A 15,613-nucleotide genomic window follows, 5' to 3' on the forward strand; every position below is an offset into this window, starting at 1 on the left:
CCGTCACGTCGCTACTCTAACTTTTTTAACTTTTAACTCCCTTCTGGTTAATTTCATTTAGAGCCCAGCGGTGTTCTACCGCTAAGTTCGATCGCTCGCAGCTTTGTTCTAATTGCTTTTGAATGGCAAGGGCTTTACGCAGCGTAATAATAAGTTGGTGCACTTGTTGCTGCTGCGGCGATTGTGGACTGACAGCAAACATCGTTTTGCGTTCTAACAATTGAAGTAGCAATTCATAATGAATGTACGAAGGAAGGGGGATTGGCTCCATGAAAGCTAATATACCTCAGCGAACCGACACCCCATTGCAATTGCATGAGGCATCTCAGGTGAACATTAGATGCCCGATTTTTTATTTGTTTTCTAACCGTACAATAACCCCTGCTTTGCCGATCGAATATTCGGGGCTGGGTGCGTTGGACACGCTAAATCTTGCGATCGACAGGCTTACAGAATAGATTTAATTGCTTTCTGGCAAAATATTTCTATGCAATATAGCTTTGAGTGCTATTTTTTTTTACAGTAGCGCTTGAGTCGATGCAGGCTAGAAATTCTCATTATTTACCTACTTAATCATTTTTTATCAGAATTAAGGGTGGTTTGTCAAGCGGTCTCGCCTTTCACAGGCTGGGAGGGCGATCGGCAAGCGAGGCTAAAGCAGCACCCGGATCTGGCTGTTTGACTAGAGATTCGCCGATGAGAACGGCTTCGGCGCCGGCGCTGGCAACTTGAGTTAGGTCGTCGCGAGTGTGGATTCCTGACTCGCTGACGATGAGGATGCCTTTTGCTTGGATTTCGGTTTGTCGGGAGGCTAATAGTTGAGCGGTAGTTTCTAGGCTGACGGAAAAGTCTGCTAGGTTGCGGTTGTTGATACCGATCAGGTTGACGCCTTCTAGGGTTAATACTCGATCGAGTTCTTCGAGAGTGTGAACTTCTATCAAAGCTGTCATGCCCAAAGTCTTGACAATTTTCACAAAGTATTGTAAGTCTTTATCTGACAGAATGGCTGCGATTAACAATACAGCATCGGCGCCGTGAATCCGGGCGAGATAGATTTGGTAGGGATAAATAATAAACTCTTTGCAAAGTAAGGGTAAATCGACGGCGGCACGGATTTTAGCGAGGTTGTCGAAGCTGCCTTGAAAGAACTTTTCATCGGTGAGTACGGAGATGCAGCTAGCGCCGTTTTGTTGGTAAGCTAGGGCGATCGCCACCGGGTCGAAATCTTCGCGAATTACGCCTTTGCTGGGGGAAGCTTTTTTAACTTCGGCGATGATAGCGGGTTTGGTTTTGCCGTTTTTGAGGGCGGCAAGAAAGTCGCGGGTTGGCGGTGCAAAGGGGAGTTTTTTGTGAAGATCGGATAAGGGAGTGCGATCGCGTTTTTGGGCGACTTCAGCTTCTTTTTGCCAGACGATTTCTTCGAGGATGTGCTGGGGTTCGGCGTCGGGTACGGCGATTTGGTAGCTGAGGTAGAGGACGGAGACGGATGTGCTGGGGGGACGGCGACGGATTTGAAGCATGATAGGGGGATAAAGGGCGATCGTAACAAGTTTCAACGTATTATATAATGTGGTGCTAATTTGTAGGGTGCGTCGCTATGAGATATTCGATGAAACTTGCAGATTGACGGGTGGCGACGCACCTTACCATAAAAGTGAGGCGATAGTTCAATGGATACCCGATTGAAATACCAAGAAATTATCAAAACCATACTTCAGGAACACGCTAATTTCCGCAATACTATACCTGACGGCTATCATTCTCAACTGCTATTTGATGACGATCGAGGAGGATACTTAGTTTTGGATATTGGTTGGAATGATGACAATTACCTTCACGCTACACCAATTCACATCAATTTAATCGACGGTCAAATCTGGATTCAATATGATGATACCGAAGAAGGAGTGGCGACTGATTTACTGGCAGCAGGTATTCCTAAAGAAGATATTGTACTCGGTTTTCGCCATCCTAATGTGCGGCAATATACTGAATTTGGAACGGGTTTGAGTGGCAAAGATGAAGGAAATGTTGTTGAATCTGCGGCTATGCAGTCAGCCTAAGTAGAGTACGGAGACGGATGTGCTGGGGGGACGGTGGCGGATTTGAAGCATGATCTGGGGATAAAGGGCGATCGCCACAAGTTTCTATTATATAAGGTCGATCGCCCTTTTCAATTTATGATAAAATGCGATTAACTAAGTATTCGGAGATAAACCGATGCAACTAGAAGACTATTTTGAGTTTCTCGACCCTGATGACATCCGCATCAAAGGACATCGGATCGGCATCGACGACGTGATTAAATATTACTTGGATGGATATTCCCCAGACCAAATTCTGGAAGAATTACCAAGTTTGAATTTAGAGAAAATTTACGCGACGCTAACTTATTATCTGCAAAATCGGAGGCAGATGGATGCTTATATGTTGCGGCTGGCGAAGTGGCGGGAAGAACGCTATCAGGAATGGTTGGCTAATCCATCTCCTCTAGCATTGCGTTTGAGAGCAATCAAAGCACAGCGAGAACAGGAGTTACTTAACCTGAAGTGAAAATTCGTTTTTTACTCGATGAAAATTTGCCTCCTAAGCTCAAAAGTGCTGTTTTAAACCTCGATCCGGAGATAGATATTTTGCGGGTGGGTGATTCAAATGCACCGCCATTAGGCACCTTAGATCCAGAGATTCTCATTTATTTGGAATCATCGAAACGACTATTAGTGACGGATAATCGCAAAAGTATTCCCGGACATTTGGAGGAACATTGGGCCGCAGGGGGACAAAGTTGGGGATTAGTTTGGGTGCGTCCAAGTGGAAGTATCGGCAGATGGGCAGAAACAATTCATTTTATTTGGGAAACTACTGAAGCTGAAGAATGGCTCGATAAGTTAGATTGGATTCCATATTAGAGAATGATGTGGAAAAAGTACGCGCGTGCGTAGCTATCCCGTAGGAATGGCACTTTTGGGCAGCCAAAATCCCTTCGCTAACCCGCAAGTCCGCCGGGGGTTAAAAACCCCCGTCTCATAGCAAAAGTCCTCTAAAAGAGGACTGAAAAGCCAATTCAATAAACAAAGGTCGATCGCACATTTCTAAATTTTACCAAAAGCTCGATCGCACATTTCTAAGTTCAAGATAATTAACTTGACGATAATATAATTTTTTATGAGTCACAGTTGGGGTTAAAATAGTTAGTTTTGACATACTCTTTTAGTACCGGTGCAAGGGTAAAAAATGTGCGATCGCCCTCCGGGATTTTTTCAACTAATGAACGCCGCCCCAAGGATTGCATCACTTTCAAAAATTGCGATCGAGATAATTGCAGATTCTCTGGCACTTTTGAGAGGGAAACTGGCGCTGTTTCACTCGCTAGCCATGACATTACCTGTTTTTCTGACTCGGATAAGCGATTAAATGGCTGATGCAGTAAAGATTCTAAATCACCTAAAAATAGTGGATCGTCAGACAAAAATTCCGATAGGCTGCCGTCAAATAAATCTTGAATCATTGTAGCAACTATTTTTAACCACAAGGGATTGCCTCTGTATTGTTCAATTAGTTCTGACCATTTTTCATGTTCAGCTAAACCTTTTTCTCTAAGGATTTCCCCCGCTGCCGTACCTAAACCATTGAGTTGTAATGAGCGAATCGGCTGATTTTTGGCTTCTAATGCGGCGATTTCTCTAGGCTTTTCCGAACCTATCAGGATTAAGCAACTGTTGTGAGATAATTCTCCTACCTGTCTGAAGAGTGTGCCGTAATCTTCATATCCAGGTTTGTAATTGCCAGCGAGTTGTCCGCTGCTATTTACCATTTGTACGTCATCGAGTATCAGCAGACAGCGGTATTTTTGCAAGTAGTCCAGTAGGGGCAATCCCCCCGTGGTTGCCCTTTCCTCTGGGGAGTGGGCGGGCACGCCGTCGGCATTTGGGGCGGGCACGGGGGCACCGCCCCTACTGAAGAATTGAATTATATTTGTTTGAAGTATTGACAGGGGTGGAGATGTGGCGAGACTTCGCCAGATGACGAAATCAAATTCATGTTTGATTTGTTGGACAAGTTGTGCGGCGAGTGCGGTTTTGCCAATGCCGACTATGCCTAGTATGGCGAGTAGGCGGGTGTTTTCGTGGAGAATCCACTGTTTGAGGGTGGCGAGTTCGGATGTGCGATCGTAGAAAATTCCAGACTTAGGCATTTCAGCTAAGAATTGACGCAATTTTGGTTCAGTGTTGCCTTTGTTTAGAGGTTCTTCATCGGTTGGTGAATTGGGGACTTTTGGGGACTGCAAACTATTTTCACAGACGTTGACGTTACCAATGTGTACACAATCTTTATTATTGAAGTTCCAGAGATGTGAAAATTTTACTTGCTCCAATCTGACTCTAAAATTTGCTTTATTGACTTCTTCGCCTAATACTTCTGATAGTAGCTTCCATAATGCAGAGGCAATATCTTTAATGTGACCTTCACTACAGTGAGATTCATCTGCTATTTTTGAGTATTTCTGACCTTGTAAAGTTCCCCGCAGTATCACCTCTTGCAGATTGTCTAAGTGTTTTCCCGTATTGATAAAAACTAGGTCGTCGGCAAGTTTTAAGACTTCTTGAACGTCCATAGGTCGGGTTAATGCTGGGGTTTTGCCTATTATATCCTACTCGATCCGACTTTTTCCGACCCGATTGAGTTTGTCCAGCTTATTCTGGCGTGGCTAAATGGCAAATGATATAAAAGTGCTTACTTTATCCGACTTTTTCCGACTGGACAAGACTGAGATTTTATAGTCACAATCATATTAAAGAGGCACTATTATAGCTTTCCCATAGGAAAAAAATGACTGCACAAGCATTATCCCTCCCCCAAGCAAACTTAAAAATGGCTATCTGGCAAGTAGATGCCGATTCAATGAGTAGTAGCGAGTTGTATGTCTGGTTAAATGATTGTGGCTTGCCCCACGAAGTCACCATCAGATTGCACGAGTTGGCTAGCTACACTAAAAAAGCTGGTAACAAAGTTTTGGCTGTAGGGAAAATTGTTCTGATCAAAATTATCGAGTTTGTCAAGGCACATCCTAATTTAGCTACGGGCATTGCTCTAGGAGCTGCTGTGGGGCTATTGGCAAGTTCAGTACCAATTATAGGCCCAGTGTTAGCGCCATTGGCAGCAGTGCTAGGTATAACTGTTGGTGCGATCGCTGGACATAGACTAGATCAAGGCTACCGTCAAGTAGATGGCATAGTTGGAGTAACACAAGACTTTATTCAAATCGCCCAATTGTTTTTTCAACTACTGATTGATGTTTTCAATGCAGTTTTTCGCAACGTTATCACTGCTTAAATAAGAAATTTTAAAAAAATCACAAGGCTTAATATGTCAGGAAATAAAACCCTAACTAAGGAGCAAATCCTTAAAGCGATCGAGGAATTGGAAAAAAATCCCGATGATAAACTCGGAATTTTAGGTGATGTTGGGATTACAGCATTAGGTGCGGTTGGTGCTGGCGTGGCTGTTTCTGCTGCGGGAATAACTACATCTATACCAATAATCACAGCAATAACTGGGATCGGGATGGTGGTAGCTGCTCCTTTGGGACTGGTTGCCGGAGCGGCTTTAGCAGGTGGAGCTGCTTGCTATGGAGTATCGAGGCTAATCAAAGGTGGCGGCTATAATGAAGCGAAAAAAAAAGAATTGATCCAACAGTTAAAAAAACAGCTAAGCGAGGTTGAAGCAAAAGAAACAGAATCTAAGCTTGAAGACAGTGACAAGACAAAATTTATCGTTTCCTTGAAAGAACCAATTGAGCTTAATCTAATTAGCCCTCAAGATGCTCAGGATTTAATGAGGTCTGTCGAAAGCGGTCAAATACCTATCAAGGAAGCTATTAATATCGTCAAGGCTATAGTTCAAGCAGCTAAACCCCAATAGTCTTTTAAATCCCTGACTGGAAAATGCTAGGCACAGGCTATGTTGCTGTGGTATTTCTGAAAATTGACTTAGCTGCTGAAAGAGCGATCGCCCTTCTATTATTGAAGTGCGATCGCTCTTTTTTTGAGTATCACTAATTACGTTTATCCAACACCATAGGAAAATTTACCGCTTTGACAACTATTCATAAGACAAACTATAGTGAGTAGGAGAAAATCGGAGTTGGATATTTGGTATAACGAAAGAATCCCGATCGCCCTCCAATCATTTATAACAAATATGAGCATTAACGATAAACTTAAGAACATACTAACTCAGTTACGATCGCACTTCGAGCAACTCTACGGCGATCGCCTCACCCAAATGGTACTCTACGGTTCCCAAGCCAGAGGCGATGCAGGCCCAGACTCTGACATTGATATTTTAGTCGTCCTCAAAGGGCAAGTAAACCCAGGCGAAGAAATTAAAAGAACCAGCCACATTCGAGCCGATTTGTCGCTCCAAAATGATGAAGTCATTAGCTGTCTGTTTATGGACGAACAGCGATTTATACATTACAACGGGCCTTTATTGAGGAACATTCGTAAAGAGGGAATAGCTTTGTGAAACCAGAACAATTAGACTTGCTCCTGAAAGCTCGTCAAAGTCTATCGGCGGCAAGGCTATTACTAAATAATGGTTTCCCAGACTATGCAGCATCCCGCGCTTATTATGCCATGTTTTATATTGCTGAGGCATTTTTAGATGGCGAAGGAATGTCATTTTCCAGTCATGCCGCAGTAATTGGAGCTTTCGGCCGAGAATTTGCCCGTACAGGAAGAGTTCCTGCTGAGTTTCACAGATTTTTAATCGATGCTCAAGACTTGCGAAATAGTGGGGATTACGGGGGACTTGATACTGTCACTGTCGAGCAAGCTGCGGAGCAAATTAACTGTGGTGAGCAATTTCTCGAATTAGCCCAAAATGCGATCGGCACTTTACCGCCGCCCTAAATACGGGCGATTCCCTACGGGATAGCTACGCCGCGCGTACTTTCATCTTCTTTAGCTTCCTCCACCATCAAAGCAAAACCGTGCAGATTCTGCATCACAAAAGATTCACCTACTTTGACCAAATCGCCCGCGCAAGTGACAGGAATTCTCTCCTGATAAGCTTTCAGTGCTAATTTACCATCAGTCTCTTTGAGTTCCACATGGATTTTCTGCAGCTTGTTCACCACAAATCCCATCATTGCAACTTTAGCAATTTCCTCCCCTTCTTGCCGATCGACTTTCACAACAAATCCTTGAACTTCCGTATTTTCTAACGAAGTAATTAAATCGCTTAAAATCTCTAACTGAGAACGATTTTCTGCCGCTTCCAGCGTCTTGACAGCATCTCCCATGCGAGCTGGATAATCGGCAAACTCCCTTGTCAAAGGCAGGCCAATATCAAACACATCTCCTGCATCATTTTTCTTAACCCAAATCGCTCCTTTATTTTTATAAATTCGGCTGTGTTCGTGCCAGCCATTTTTTTGTAAATATGCTATGATTACATTCACATCTAAACTCTTAAAAACTTCTAAATCCCGTACAGTTACTTTCATGGAATATCTCCTTGGCTAATGCGCTGCATAATGGACTGTAGAGCCTCTGCTGTAAACTGATTGCTGCGGGGCAACTCAACAGTCACGCGACTGGTATTTTGAGTTTCCGGCATTCCCCGCAACGATACCCAATAGGCACAATGTTTGATCGACATTTCCGACTCTGACTGTTGTATCCATTCCCCGATATTTTCCGGCACTAAAACCACAATCAGTACGCGGGGAATAAAGGCTGTCACTCTTAAGTCGTTATAATTTTTGACATTGAGTGGATATCGCACATATTGGGCATTGAGTACATCTCTTGACGTACATTTTAACTGCAATTCGAGGCGGTGCGGCTGCACTGGATCGCGATCGACAGCCTTGATACAAAGGTCAACGCTGTCATAATCATTTTCGGGTTGATCTACCGAACAGCCGGCCACTGCTGCAACAGCACGCACGTAAGCTTTACTAAATAGTTCTTTTCGCTGATTCAGTTCCATTTAAACACACTTCTCAAAAAGGGGCGGATACGATCGCACATTGGTGTCAACAAACACGTCAAATATAGTACCAGTCTTTTGTTGCTCCCATAGGCTTTCGAGCCCCCCTAGCCCCCCTTAATAAGGGGGGGACAAGAGCATTCAAAGCCCCTCTTAAAAACGGGTGAAACGGATTTCAAAGTCCCCATTCTTAAGGGATTTAGGGGGATATCGACTCGACTACAAACGAGTTTTATCTAGTGTTTAGACTTAAGTTGACACTAATGGGAATACCGCCCCTACAGATTAATGGCTTCCCGCTCCAGCCGCCCGTTTAAACGCCTCATCCAGCACTTCCGAAAGCGTCGGGTGAGTGTGAACTCGGAATGCTAAAGTGTTCACAGAATCGCGCTGGGCGATCGCATTTGCCGCCTCCTGAATTAAATCCGCAGCGTGCAAACCGAAAATGTGAACTCCCAACAACTCCCCAGTATCTTTCCGGTAAATAACCTTAGCCATACCGTCGGTTTCACCCTCCGCAATAGCCTTAGAATTTCCCTTAAAATAACTCTTGACAGAACCGACCTCAAACCCTTCAGTTTTTCCTAACTCCTTCGCCGCAGGTTCAGTCATCCCCACATAGCTAATTTCCGGGTGAGTAAACGCCGCCGCCGGGATACTCAAATAGTCAACTTCGCGGGCACGGCCACAAATATTTTCCACCGCAGCAATTCCCTGAGCAGACGCAGAATGCGCTAACATCATCTTGCCATTAACATCGCCGATCGCCCACAAATTTTGCACCGGTTCTCCCGCCGCCAAAACCTGCATCTTATCGTTAACTGGGATATAACCGCGCATCGTTTCCACGCCAACAGTTTCTAACCCCAAATTCTTGCTCACCGGAACCCGACCAGTTGCTACCAAACAAGCATCAACTTCCAAAACTTCGACAACTTCCTTAGTTTTGAAATCAGCTAATTCAATAATGACCGGCGAACCCGGAGTAATCTTCTTCGCCAAAACACCCACTTTTGTTTCAATATCGCGGGGTGCAATTAACACCCGTTCTGCTAACTTAGCAATATCTGGATCGAAAGTCGGCATCAACTGATCTAGAGCTTCAATCATCGTGATTTCACAGCCCAGTGCGGTGTAAATATCGGAAAACTCCAAACCGATGTAACCGCTACCAATAATTGCAATCCATTTCGGTAGCGATTCCAACCTGACAGCATCGTCGCTGGTAAATACAGTTTTGCCGTCAATTTCTATCCCAGGGGGGACGAAAGGAATTGAACCGGGGGCGAGAATAATATCCTTGGCCGTAATCGTTTTCTCGCCTTTATCGGTTTCGACGGTAATTTTTTGAGAACCGGCTATTTTGCCCCAACCTTGGATGACATCCACATTCAAACGTTTGAGGCTGTTGGTCAAGTCGCCGCGAAGTTTGCTAACAATAGTGTTAGCGTGATTCGCGATCGCCCCGCGATCGAAATCCACACTACCCAACTGAATTCCCAAAGTCTTCAGGTGGTGGGCATTCCGCAAATCTCGCACTCGCCCAGAAGCCGCCAACAGCGCCTTAGAGGGAATGCAGCCGCGGTTGACGCAAGTCCCCCCCATGTCCCCCGCTTCGATAATTGCCACTTTCAGCCCGCAGCTAACCGCGTGTATGGCCGCCCCGTGTCCGCCCACGCCAGCGCCGATAATTGCTAAATCGTAATCAAATCCCTGAGTCACCTTAAAATCTCCTAATGCCTTTGAAATCTTAGGACTCAAGCAAAAAATACCGTCTCTCCGTCCTTTCGAGCTGGCGCGTTGCCATAGCAACCCTTGAACAGCGGTAATAGTTGCATAAGTCCTGTTTCCTTATTCTCGACTAGACTAGGGTTAATTAGACAACGAAAGAGTCCTAACTGAGATTTTTTCAGGGTCAATGATTTTGAGCTGGGTCTACACAAAGTCTCAAATCACTCAGTTGGCGGGTGTACAGTTAAATACAGTTTGAAGGCTGACTATGCCCGTTGCGGGTTTTATATTGGGGCAGCAACTTGGGCCGCAGGCATTCCCACCGCCCGGTTAAATTCTGTCCTCCTGCTTGTTTTAGTCGGTTTTGATGTCTAATATCTGCACGCGCCGGGGCGGACAGACTTTGTTGGCAAATTTTAGACCCTATGGAGTGGCTTATGACGGATGACGACTACCAGAAAGATTTACGCCGGGCTTCGGCTCAATCATTTTTTGAGTCCCTGGATGAATTGTTCGATTCTATAGAATCCAACAGCACTCAAGCTGCACAACCTAAATCTCCACCGCCTCCGGCGAAGTCTTCGAGTCAGTCTTCGAGTTTGCCGAAGAAGACTAGACCTGCGAAAATTAATTTGTCGGATTTTGAAGATGCGATCGCCGATTTGGAACAGTTTATCCAGAGCAAACACCAGAAACGCCCGGAATCCAATCAATAGTGCGATCGACTCATTTTCAAGTAGTGACTGTTGACTGTTGACTGTTGACTGTTGACTGTTGACTGTTGACTGTTGACAAGCGAAAAATTTTAGACCAAAGTTCAGCCTCCCAGATTCATCTGTGGAGTCGATTCTAAAATCTAAAATCTAAAATCTAAAATCGACTGGCTGTTGACTGTGCTTTCGGCTTAAGCTGCTTATGTCGCCGCCTACAATATATTCATATTTCGTTGAGGATTGCTTTACAAGAATCAAGCCAGATAAATTAGCTCAATTTACTATTAATAGCCTTGTTTTTAGGCTTTGACTGCTGCGGTAATTGCCTCGATCGCACTTCGATCGCGCGATCGCCGATCGCACTCACAGGCAACTCCCATTCATCAATATCAATATCATTGCGGAACTTCACCGGAATATCAGCACCGTTAATAATCGCTCCCAACAGCCGCGGCCCGGATTTATGCGACTCCTCATCCTCAGATTCCAGCAACTGATCTGCAGCCTCAGACAACATACTAGACAAAGTGTAACCAGGCCGCGCCACCAAAATCATACCGTCCGTGTACGGTTCCAGGGTCAGCGCGTCGTTGCACTCGCTCAAAGCCGGAGAATCCACAACCACAAAATCAAAGCGGTTGCGAACATCCTCAAACAATCTCCGCATTTCGCTTGATTCTAGTACGGCGGAGGCTTGTCGCAAAAAGCCGGGACTCGGCACAACGTATAGATTTTCTACCTCTGGAACCAAAAGAACGCACTCGCTAATATTGCCGTAATAGTGCAAAGGTTCCACCGTCGCCAGAGGATCAGCAGCAATTTTCAAAGATTCAACATTAGAAGGCGATCGCAAATCTGCTTCAATTAGCAAAGTCCGTTTACCCGATCGAGCCGATGCAATTGCCAAATTGTAAGCACTAAAACTTTTCCCCTCCAAAGGCGCCGCCGAAGTCAGCAACACCACCTTCACCGGTTTGTTCCCGATCCGGCGCAAATTAGTACGCAACCGCTCGTAAAATTCCAAATAGGGAGAATTTACCTCCAAGGCCAGCGGCATTATTTCATCGCCGTAGGAATCAAACACCGTCACTTCAGGCAAAACTCCCAGTATCGGCACCTCTTTTTCCACCAAAGCCGCCCGCACTTCTTCCCAACTGTAAAACTTGCCGTTGAGCATCCCCAACAAAAATATCAACCCCCCGCCCAGCAGCAACCCCACAAATCCGCCCACCGCCAGCATCACGGGCAAACCTCTCTTGTTTGACTCAACGTCATCAGTTTGTGGCCATTGGGCGATTCTCAAACTCCCCGTTGTCTCAGCTACCGCCGCCTCAGCATCTACCAAAGCCGACTGCATCTTGTCGTAGAGAGCTTTTTTGAACGCCACTTGTTGGGCTAACCGCGCTTGTTCTAACTGCTTGTTGGGGATTGTGGCGTGTTCCCGACGCAATTCTTGTTCAGTTTTCTCGATTCCTTGGAGTTGCTGTTGCAGCGTATCCCGCTGCGTTTGCAAACCTATCAAAGTTTGAGCTAACTGCTGTCTCGCCGGATCTAAAGAAGAGTCTACCCGAATTCGAGCGGCACTTCTGAGCGGAGCAGCCACCCCGTTACCGCCGAGTACCTCAGATTGCCGCTGCTGCAACTGCTGCTCAAAAGCAAGTTTTTGTTTGAGCAATTCTACAATTTTCGGGTGTTCCTCCTGCAAGTCGCTGCGGAGAATTTTGAGCTGAGATTCGATCGAAAACAATTGCACTCGCAGTTGGGCAATAATTGGATCGGCAGAGAGTGCTTGAGCGACGTAAGCTTGCTCCACATTCAATCCCAAGCGCTCCTGCAAACTGTTAATTTGAGCTTCAATTCCTCCCAACTGCACGCGGAGTTGCCGCTGCTGCTGTTGGCTGCTGGTAATCGCTAGGGGCAAAGCACCGCTCTGAGCAGCTAAAATTGAAGTTCCTTCTCGTTTTTCGTAGGCTTCAAGTTTTGCTTCCGTCTCTCTGAGTTCCTGAGTTACTTTTGGCAAACGCTTGTTAATTTGGGCGATCGTATCATGTAGTCTAGAAGTATTAAGAGTTTCGCTGCGAGCCACCATTTCGAGCATCAGCGTCTCTACTACCGCTTTGGCTCTTTCAGGATCGGCATTTTTGTACAATACTTGAATCAAAGCACTGGGGTCATTATTCTTACTGGGCATCTTTATCTGCACATCTTTTCCCAGCTTGTCAGCCAAAGCTTGTATTTTTTTCGCTTCTTCTTTGTTTAATTTTCCTTGGGGTTTGATGAGTTTTTTGGCTGCTGGTTCAACCACCATTTTATTCAGCAGCATATCTTTAGTTATTTCTTGTCCTTCCTGTTGAATTTTAGTAGTAGTCGATGCAAAAATCACGCTCGGTCTATCGTAGGCTAGCGTACCTATTGCAACATAAACTGGCGCCGCCTTTGGCTGCAGGGCCACTACTCCCGACACGCCCACAGTCACCGCGAGAGTAGCCAGTCCCACCCACTTGTATTGGTCGAAAGCAATTAAATAACGTTTAACAACGGATAAAGTCATGACGATTTTAGATTTTAGATTTTAGATTTTAGATTGCTAATTGTTAACGATAACTAATGATTGCTGACAAATGATACCCATTCCCAAAAACCTTAGAACTTTCGGCTTGCGATTAAACCCATATTGCATAAGTCATTCCCCATCTCAAATCGAAAATCGAAAATCCAAAATAGTATGACTACCTCTCATTACGTGACGGGCCGAACAAATCTGTTACCCCATTTCTCAACTGCTCAAAGAACAGAATAAATCCCAAAGTATCGCGGAATGGTCGAGTAAAAGTGTTCAGTACATAACCAATGCGCTCTACCAAATTCCTACCAATCACAATCACATCATTATCTTCGAGCATCGGGTTCTGAGAAACATTGCCCTCCAAAGCAGCTTTAGCATCTATCGAACGGTTGATTGTTCTACCTTGCTTTTCGTCGAACCGAATCAGGGCTATTTTCCGCAAGTTAGCAAGATTAACAGGCAAGTTGTTGAGAGCATCCAAAAACCTGCTGCCATTTTCTACGTAAAACGAGGTCAAACCACCACTAGCGTAACTCAAAACTCGAACGTAGATCCTGGGCTTAATCAAAGTAGACCGCGAAACCAGAGCTTTATCGTAGTCTAGGTTTTTGGTACTAGCGTCCAATTCCGGGATGACAATCACATCTCCTGATGCCAAAGGAAAATCGAACAAATCTTTACCATTTGCTAGGGGAGTGTAGAGGTCGATTGGTTCCTCCACCGAGGAGCCGTCCACCGTAGTCCGCCGCACTCGCACCTCCCGCAAATCGGCTTTTCCCGTGACTCCCCCCGCAATCACCAAAGCAGCCGAAATTCGACCAGAACCCGCCGGAAGCGTGTAAAAACCCGGTTTGGTGACTTCTCCGGTGACAGTGATTTGGACGGGGACAGCAGCAGCAGCGAGGCTGTACCTGGATGCCAAATCTTGATCGGATTTGCGATCGGGCGTAACCTGTTTATACGGTACGACGATCGCATCTCCATCTTCCAAACGCAAATCCGGCGGAGCAATACCAGTTTGCAACGGTGTCAAAATATCAACAACTTGCTCCGCGACATCACCGGACGGCAGAGTCCGCCGCACCCGCACCCCTCGCAGTTCCGCCGTAGGATTAGTCCCAGCAGCCGCCGCCAAAGCCGCAGGAAGCTGGGGGGTTTGCAGCGGATAAAAACCCGGTCTGGCCACTTCCCCCGTCACCGTCACCACTACGGGGCGCTGAACCAGCAAAGCAGCCGAGACTTGAGGATTTTTGATAAATTGGCCAAAGCGCTCCCGGAGGCGCTGCTGTGATTCTTCGACAGTAAGACCGCGCACATTTACTGTTCCGATTAGTGGCAGTACAATTACCCCTTCAGGGCTGATGGCACCTGTAAAACCTAGCTCAGGGAATCGCTGAACTTGAACAGAAATCTGGTCTCCCGGGCCCAGGCGGTAGGGCCGATTCCGAAAAGCTGGGTTAATATCCCGGTTGAAATTGGCAGGCGGCGGTGGCGGTAAACGCAGTGGCGGTGGCGCCACGAGTCGCTCGGAACCAGGAACAACAGATTGAGCTAAAGCCGTTTCCGAAAAAATTTTGCTATTAAAACCCCAGAATACAGCAGCAAAAGATAGAGTCCAAGCAGTTGAATACAGACCTGCCAAGGAAAAAGCGAGGCGATTTTTAATAGTGGATTTTTGCCGCATTTTCAGAGGATTTAAAAAAGTAATATTTTGAATAATGACCTGATTTGTAAGTTTCATCTAAATATAGCGACGACAAAAAACAATAAGATATTTTCGGGGCGGGTTGAACTAGAATATTGACTAGGAAGCAGTTGATTTTGGCAAAAGTCGCCCACGCCCTAGGCTGATTTATTTACACCTACCTGCTTACTGAAACCGAAAAGTTTCTGTAATTAATTTAGCCTGGACACTTTCACCGAGAGATTCCAGCAATGGTTGAGCTATCTTAATGTCGCCCTGCGGTTGAATGGGAAGGATGATACTGACAGCAACCCAAGAGGCGCGGCGGTTCGACAGTCTAGCAATGCTGTCTTCCCAAAACCAGCGGCTGGTTGTTGGAGAACCCCCGTTAGGCCAAGCGTACCACTGCACGACAGCAAAAGTTTGTTGGGGAGTCCAGCTTCGGAAAAACCTCGCCTCGACAGTAGGCTGTGGCTGGCCGGGTATTGGTGCTAATTTAACTGTAAACCTCAAAGTGCGATGAGAATCGGTTTGCCATCGGTGAAATCCATCGATATCTAGCCATTCCACTTGGGGCTGGTTTTTGGCGTAATTTTGAGGCAACAGCAATAAAAGGGCAATTGTTCGATCATTTTTAATTTCTTGAACTAACCATCTGTGAGCGCCAATTTGGACGTTATTCTGAACGGCTATAACCTGCCACCCAGGAATTTTTATCCCGTTTTGGCGCACACTTCTTAATTGCTTGAGGTTGGCAAGGGTTGGCGGGTTCGTCCAAGGCCACCTTCCCGTCGCGTAGCCGGGAATTGCTACTGCCCCAACTAATACCAGCAAAAACACCAGTACCATAATTTTAGATAATTGATACCGCCGCAGTAGTTTGTGTGCTGAAATCATCTGTTTCATCAAAAAAACTGGGTG

At 45.7% G+C, this 15,613-nt stretch carries 18 protein-coding genes; 9 read left to right on the top strand and 9 right to left on the bottom strand.

Annotation, left to right across the window (positions count from 1 at the left end):
- Positions 1-25 precede the first annotated feature (25 nt).
- Positions 26-271, bottom strand: coding sequence for a DUF5340 domain-containing protein (locus tag QUB06_RS07850; protein ID WP_333434815.1), 246 nt, complete (start codon positions 269-271; stop codon positions 26-28).
- Here QUB06_RS07850 and QUB06_RS07855 point away from each other — a divergent pair.
- Positions 270-458, top strand: a complete 189-nt coding sequence (locus QUB06_RS07855; RefSeq protein WP_333434816.1) for a hypothetical protein — start codon at positions 270-272, stop codon at positions 456-458. The two genes, QUB06_RS07850 and QUB06_RS07855, sit on opposite strands and share 2 nt — an antisense overlap.
- 162 nt (positions 459-620) lie before the next feature.
- Here QUB06_RS07855 and trpC read toward each other — a convergent pair whose 3' ends face one another.
- Entirely contained in the window at positions 621-1,520 is a 900-nt protein-coding gene (gene trpC / locus QUB06_RS07860) for an indole-3-glycerol phosphate synthase TrpC (protein WP_333434845.1), read from the bottom strand.
- A gap of 150 nt (positions 1,521-1,670) precedes the next feature.
- Between trpC and QUB06_RS07865 the strand changes: the two genes are divergently transcribed.
- From QUB06_RS07865 to QUB06_RS07875, 3 genes are all read left to right on the top strand, one after another.
- A complete protein-coding gene (locus QUB06_RS07865; protein ID WP_333434817.1) occupies positions 1,671-2,063 on the top strand; it encodes a XisI protein in 393 nt (130 codons plus the stop codon).
- A gap of 157 nt (positions 2,064-2,220) precedes the next feature.
- A complete protein-coding gene (locus QUB06_RS07870) occupies positions 2,221-2,553 on the top strand; it encodes a DUF433 domain-containing protein (protein WP_333055073.1) in 333 nt (110 codons plus the stop codon).
- The gene (locus QUB06_RS07875) at positions 2,550-2,909 is read left to right on the top strand and encodes a DUF5615 family PIN-like protein (protein WP_333156722.1); all 360 of its coding nucleotides are present in this window, start codon (positions 2,550-2,552) and stop codon (positions 2,907-2,909) included. Before QUB06_RS07870 ends, QUB06_RS07875 begins: the two co-directional genes overlap by 4 nt.
- A 254-nt stretch (positions 2,910-3,163) precedes the next feature.
- Here the strand turns inward: QUB06_RS07875 and QUB06_RS07880 are convergent, their stop codons facing one another.
- Positions 3,164-4,615, bottom strand: a complete 1,452-nt coding sequence (locus tag QUB06_RS07880) for an NB-ARC domain-containing protein (RefSeq protein ID WP_333434818.1) — start codon at positions 4,613-4,615, stop codon at positions 3,164-3,166.
- A 215-nt stretch (positions 4,616-4,830) separates the two neighbouring features.
- On the opposite strand from QUB06_RS07880, the gene QUB06_RS07885 reads away from it, so the two are divergent.
- The 4 genes from QUB06_RS07885 to QUB06_RS07900 all read left to right on the top strand — a co-directional run bounded on the left by QUB06_RS07885 (position 4,831) and on the right by QUB06_RS07900 (position 6,914).
- Positions 4,831-5,334 (top strand): hypothetical protein, encoded by a 504-nt coding sequence (locus QUB06_RS07885; protein ID WP_333434819.1) that lies wholly within the window; start codon positions 4,831-4,833, stop codon positions 5,332-5,334.
- A gap of 33 nt (positions 5,335-5,367) precedes the next feature.
- Positions 5,368-5,922: a hypothetical protein gene (locus QUB06_RS07890; RefSeq protein WP_333434820.1), complete on the top strand. Its 555-nt coding sequence runs from the start codon at positions 5,368-5,370 to the stop codon at positions 5,920-5,922.
- A gap of 279 nt (positions 5,923-6,201) precedes the next feature.
- Positions 6,202-6,528 carry a nucleotidyltransferase domain-containing protein gene (locus QUB06_RS07895; RefSeq protein WP_333434821.1) on the top strand — a complete coding sequence of 109 codons (327 nt, stop codon included), beginning with the start codon at positions 6,202-6,204 and terminating at the stop codon, positions 6,526-6,528.
- Positions 6,525-6,914 (top strand): HEPN domain-containing protein, encoded by a 390-nt coding sequence (locus tag QUB06_RS07900; protein ID WP_333434822.1) that lies wholly within the window; start codon positions 6,525-6,527, stop codon positions 6,912-6,914. The genes QUB06_RS07895 and QUB06_RS07900 overlap by 4 nt, the downstream gene beginning before the upstream one ends.
- Before the next feature lie 14 nt (positions 6,915-6,928).
- On the opposite strand, the gene QUB06_RS07905 is transcribed toward QUB06_RS07900, so the two are convergent.
- The 3 genes from QUB06_RS07905 to lpdA form a co-directional block, all read right to left on the bottom strand.
- On the bottom strand, positions 6,929-7,510 hold the full coding sequence (locus tag QUB06_RS07905) for a hypothetical protein (protein ID WP_333434823.1): 582 nt from the start codon (positions 7,508-7,510) through the stop codon (positions 6,929-6,931).
- Positions 7,507-7,998: a DUF4365 domain-containing protein gene (locus QUB06_RS07910; RefSeq protein WP_333434824.1), complete on the bottom strand. Its 492-nt coding sequence runs from the start codon at positions 7,996-7,998 to the stop codon at positions 7,507-7,509. Before QUB06_RS07910 ends, QUB06_RS07905 begins: the two co-directional genes overlap by 4 nt.
- Before the next feature lie 285 nt (positions 7,999-8,283).
- On the bottom strand, positions 8,284-9,720 hold the full coding sequence (lpdA, locus tag QUB06_RS07915; RefSeq protein ID WP_333434825.1) for a dihydrolipoyl dehydrogenase: 1,437 nt from the start codon (positions 9,718-9,720) through the stop codon (positions 8,284-8,286).
- Between the two features lie 446 nt (positions 9,721-10,166).
- Here lpdA and QUB06_RS07920 point away from each other — a divergent pair, with 446 nt between their 5' ends.
- Positions 10,167-10,445 (top strand): hypothetical protein, encoded by a 279-nt coding sequence (locus QUB06_RS07920; RefSeq protein WP_333434826.1) that lies wholly within the window; start codon positions 10,167-10,169, stop codon positions 10,443-10,445.
- 265 nt (positions 10,446-10,710) lie between these two features.
- Here the strand turns inward: QUB06_RS07920 and QUB06_RS07925 are convergent, their stop codons facing one another.
- From QUB06_RS07925 to QUB06_RS07935, 3 genes are all read right to left on the bottom strand, one after another.
- The gene (locus tag QUB06_RS07925; protein ID WP_333434827.1) at positions 10,711-12,993 is read right to left on the bottom strand and encodes a lipopolysaccharide biosynthesis; all 2,283 of its coding nucleotides are present in this window, start codon (positions 12,991-12,993) and stop codon (positions 10,711-10,713) included.
- Between the two features lie 178 nt (positions 12,994-13,171).
- Positions 13,172-14,749: a polysaccharide biosynthesis/export family protein gene (locus QUB06_RS07930; RefSeq protein WP_333434828.1), complete on the bottom strand. Its 1,578-nt coding sequence runs from the start codon at positions 14,747-14,749 to the stop codon at positions 13,172-13,174.
- A 129-nt stretch (positions 14,750-14,878) separates the two neighbouring features.
- Complete coding sequence (locus tag QUB06_RS07935; protein ID WP_333434829.1) at positions 14,879-15,589, bottom strand: cyanoexosortase B system-associated protein; 711 nt, start codon at positions 15,587-15,589, stop codon at positions 14,879-14,881.
- Between the last annotated feature and the right edge of the window lie 24 nt (positions 15,590-15,613).

Source organism: Microcoleus sp. D2_18a_D3 (genome assembly GCF_036702455.1).
Lineage (GTDB): Bacteria > Cyanobacteriota > Cyanobacteriia > Cyanobacteriales > Microcoleaceae > Microcoleus.

Bases quoted from the DNA above. Each gene is read 5' to 3' on its own strand.
- QUB06_RS07855 (WP_333434816.1), top strand. From the start codon at position 270: ATGAAAGCTAATATACCTCAGCGAACCGACACCCCATTGCAATTGCAT.
- QUB06_RS07850 (WP_333434815.1), bottom strand. From the start codon at position 271: ATGGAGCCAATCCCCCTTCCTTCGTACATTCATTATGAATTGCTACTT.
- trpC (WP_333434845.1), bottom strand. From the start codon at position 1,520: ATGCTTCAAATCCGTCGCCGTCCCCCCAGCACATCCGTCTCCGTCCTC.
- QUB06_RS07865 (WP_333434817.1), top strand. From the start codon at position 1,671: ATGGATACCCGATTGAAATACCAAGAAATTATCAAAACCATACTTCAG.
- QUB06_RS07870 (WP_333055073.1), top strand. From the start codon at position 2,221: ATGCAACTAGAAGACTATTTTGAGTTTCTCGACCCTGATGACATCCGC.
- QUB06_RS07880 (WP_333434818.1), bottom strand. From the start codon at position 4,615: ATGGACGTTCAAGAAGTCTTAAAACTTGCCGACGACCTAGTTTTTATC.
- QUB06_RS07885 (WP_333434819.1), top strand. From the start codon at position 4,831: ATGACTGCACAAGCATTATCCCTCCCCCAAGCAAACTTAAAAATGGCT.
- QUB06_RS07890 (WP_333434820.1), top strand. From the start codon at position 5,368: ATGTCAGGAAATAAAACCCTAACTAAGGAGCAAATCCTTAAAGCGATC.
- QUB06_RS07895 (WP_333434821.1), top strand. From the start codon at position 6,202: ATGAGCATTAACGATAAACTTAAGAACATACTAACTCAGTTACGATCG.
- QUB06_RS07905 (WP_333434823.1), bottom strand. From the start codon at position 7,510: ATGAAAGTAACTGTACGGGATTTAGAAGTTTTTAAGAGTTTAGATGTG.
- QUB06_RS07910 (WP_333434824.1), bottom strand. From the start codon at position 7,998: ATGGAACTGAATCAGCGAAAAGAACTATTTAGTAAAGCTTACGTGCGT.
- QUB06_RS07920 (WP_333434826.1), top strand. From the start codon at position 10,167: ATGACGGATGACGACTACCAGAAAGATTTACGCCGGGCTTCGGCTCAA.
- QUB06_RS07925 (WP_333434827.1), bottom strand. From the start codon at position 12,993: ATGACTTTATCCGTTGTTAAACGTTATTTAATTGCTTTCGACCAATAC.
- QUB06_RS07930 (WP_333434828.1), bottom strand. From the start codon at position 14,749: ATGAAACTTACAAATCAGGTCATTATTCAAAATATTACTTTTTTAAAT.
- QUB06_RS07935 (WP_333434829.1), bottom strand. From the start codon at position 15,589: ATGATTTCAGCACACAAACTACTGCGGCGGTATCAATTATCTAAAATT.